Consider the following 1,889-nt stretch of genomic DNA (forward strand, 5'->3'; position numbering starts at 1 on the left):
CTGGCAACAGTGTCAACAGCAGGATGATGGGGTAATTCGAGCTCCCGGTCGTGCGCCCTTCCCGAGGCCCGACTCCGAGCGCGAGCTCGTCGGCCCGAGCGCTCGGCGGCAGTTGCGGACGTTCCCTAGGCTTCCGACATGCTGCCCGCTCCCACCCCGCGACTTAGGTTCCGTGAGATGACCGGGGATGACGTGTCCAACGTTGCCTTGCTCGACATCGGCGGGACACGCGGTCCGACCGGCTGGGTCGAATGGAACCTGCGCAACTACGACGAGCGGGGCTTCGGACTCTGGATCATCGAGACCCATGCCGGCAGCTTTGTCGGAGACTGCGGCCTGACCATGCAGGAAGTCGAGGACACCTGGCACGTCGAGGCCGGGTGGCACGTGCGGGCCGAACTGCGCCGTCAGGGGTATGCCGCGGAAGCGGCCTCGGCAGTGCGGGATGCTGCAAGGGACTCCGGTGTTGAGCATCTGATCGCAATCATTCGTCCGGACAATGTCGCCTCTCAACGAGTGGCCCTCAAGATCGGCCTCTCGCTCGAACGCGAGGTGGAAAAGAACGGTGGCCCGGCGCTGATCTTCGGCGGCGACCTGACCTGATGTACGCCGATGCCTCACATGGGCGGACGTCCTCCGCGCGGCAATGTCGGGCGAGCGTAGCCGCCCTCAACGCGGCATGATCGGACGTCGGTCTTCTTGGCTGGGCGTTTCTTCTCGGGTCGCCGTTGATCGCCTCTAAGATCTGCGCATGCGGGGGAACCGTTCGTGGCTGTGAAATGGCGCGCCGATCCGCGGATTGAAGACCCAATCCCGATTACCAAGGAACGGGTGGCAGCGTGGGTCGCGGTCGTCGCGGCGTTGGCGCTGGCGCTCATCATCGCGTTGCGAGGCTTCGACGTCCCGCTCTCGGAGAATCTGCACTCCATTGTTGTTGCCGCGACGGGCATCGCCTGCCTGGCCCTCGGTCGCGGCGTGTATGCATCCGCGCTAGCTCGTCTGGACCTGGCGCAGATTCGGCGGACTGGCAGGGGTGACCTCCTGGCCGATGTTGTGGTGTTCGCGCTGGCGGCTGTCGGCGGCGCCGTGCTTGCCGTCGTCGGGGATCCATGGATGTGGCTCGGGTGTGCCCTGTTCACGGCGGTCGCGGTGGACCAAGCCCGATTCGTGCGGGCACGCCGCGCGTCATAGCGCCCGGCGCGCGCGTCGCGGCCGGATCATCAGCGGCAAATCCGGTAAACGTCTCACGCTGATGGTCGGATATCAGCGACGCCCGCCCACCTCGTCGTGCCAGTAGGCGGCGTCTTGACTACCAACTCGAAGGACCGCATCTGGCTCGATCGCGGCCGGCCAGAACTCGAGCAGATAGGTGTCAACGACGCCCTCTTCGAACTCTCCGTCGCGGCCTGCGTCCCGGCCACGGGCGCTCACGCGCAGGCGGTACCGTCCGGCGGGAATGGGCAAGGGCTCCCAGTTCTCGCCGGCCCACGAGGCCCACCGAGGGTGTGACCCCTCCGGAACCACTACAGACACCTCCACGATGTCCTCCCAGGTTTCAGAGGCAGAACCGGCGGCGTGCTCAAGGAGCTCGATCCGCACCCTCGATCCCCCGGAACGCCGAGCGAGGTTGAGGTAGACGCCGTTGGAGTCGGCCGCGCCAACCAGGCCGTTGAGCTGGCCCGCGAAGAACCGGTCGAAGTTGCCGTCGAAGCCGAACGGCACATCCCAGCCGAGGTCGAACTGGCCGTAGTCCGTCTCGATCACTTGGTCTAGCAGGACCGTTCCCATGGGTGCATTGTCACGGATCGGATCGCCACAGGCGGTCGCCCTCAGAGCGGCAATGTCGGGCGAGCGTAGCCGCCCTCAACGCGGCAATGTCGGGCGAGCGT

3 protein-coding genes are annotated in these 1,889 nt (G+C 66.3%); 2 read left to right on the forward strand and 1 reads right to left on the reverse strand.

The window, feature by feature from the left end; all coding sequences use genetic code 11:
• The first annotated feature begins 177 nt into the window (after positions 1 to 177).
• Both NR112_RS22185 and NR112_RS22190 read left to right on the forward strand, forming a co-directional pair.
• Entirely contained in the window at positions 178 to 603 is a 426-nt protein-coding gene (locus tag NR112_RS22185) for a GNAT family N-acetyltransferase (protein WP_256796457.1), read from the forward strand.
• A gap of 165 nt (positions 604 to 768) precedes the next feature.
• Positions 769 to 1,191 carry a hypothetical protein gene (locus NR112_RS22190; protein WP_256796458.1) on the forward strand — a complete coding sequence of 141 codons (423 nt, stop codon included), beginning with the start codon at positions 769 to 771 and terminating at the stop codon, positions 1,189 to 1,191.
• A gap of 72 nt (positions 1,192 to 1,263) precedes the next feature.
• Here the strand turns inward: NR112_RS22190 and NR112_RS22195 are convergent, their stop codons facing one another.
• On the reverse strand, positions 1,264 to 1,788 hold the full coding sequence (locus NR112_RS22195) for a hypothetical protein (RefSeq protein ID WP_256796459.1): 525 nt from the start codon (positions 1,786 to 1,788) through the stop codon (positions 1,264 to 1,266).
• Positions 1,789 to 1,889: the final 101 nt, after the last annotated feature.

This window comes from Terrabacter sp. Ter38, from assembly GCF_024519435.1.
Taxonomy (GTDB): Bacteria; Actinomycetota; Actinomycetes; order Actinomycetales; family Dermatophilaceae; genus Terrabacter.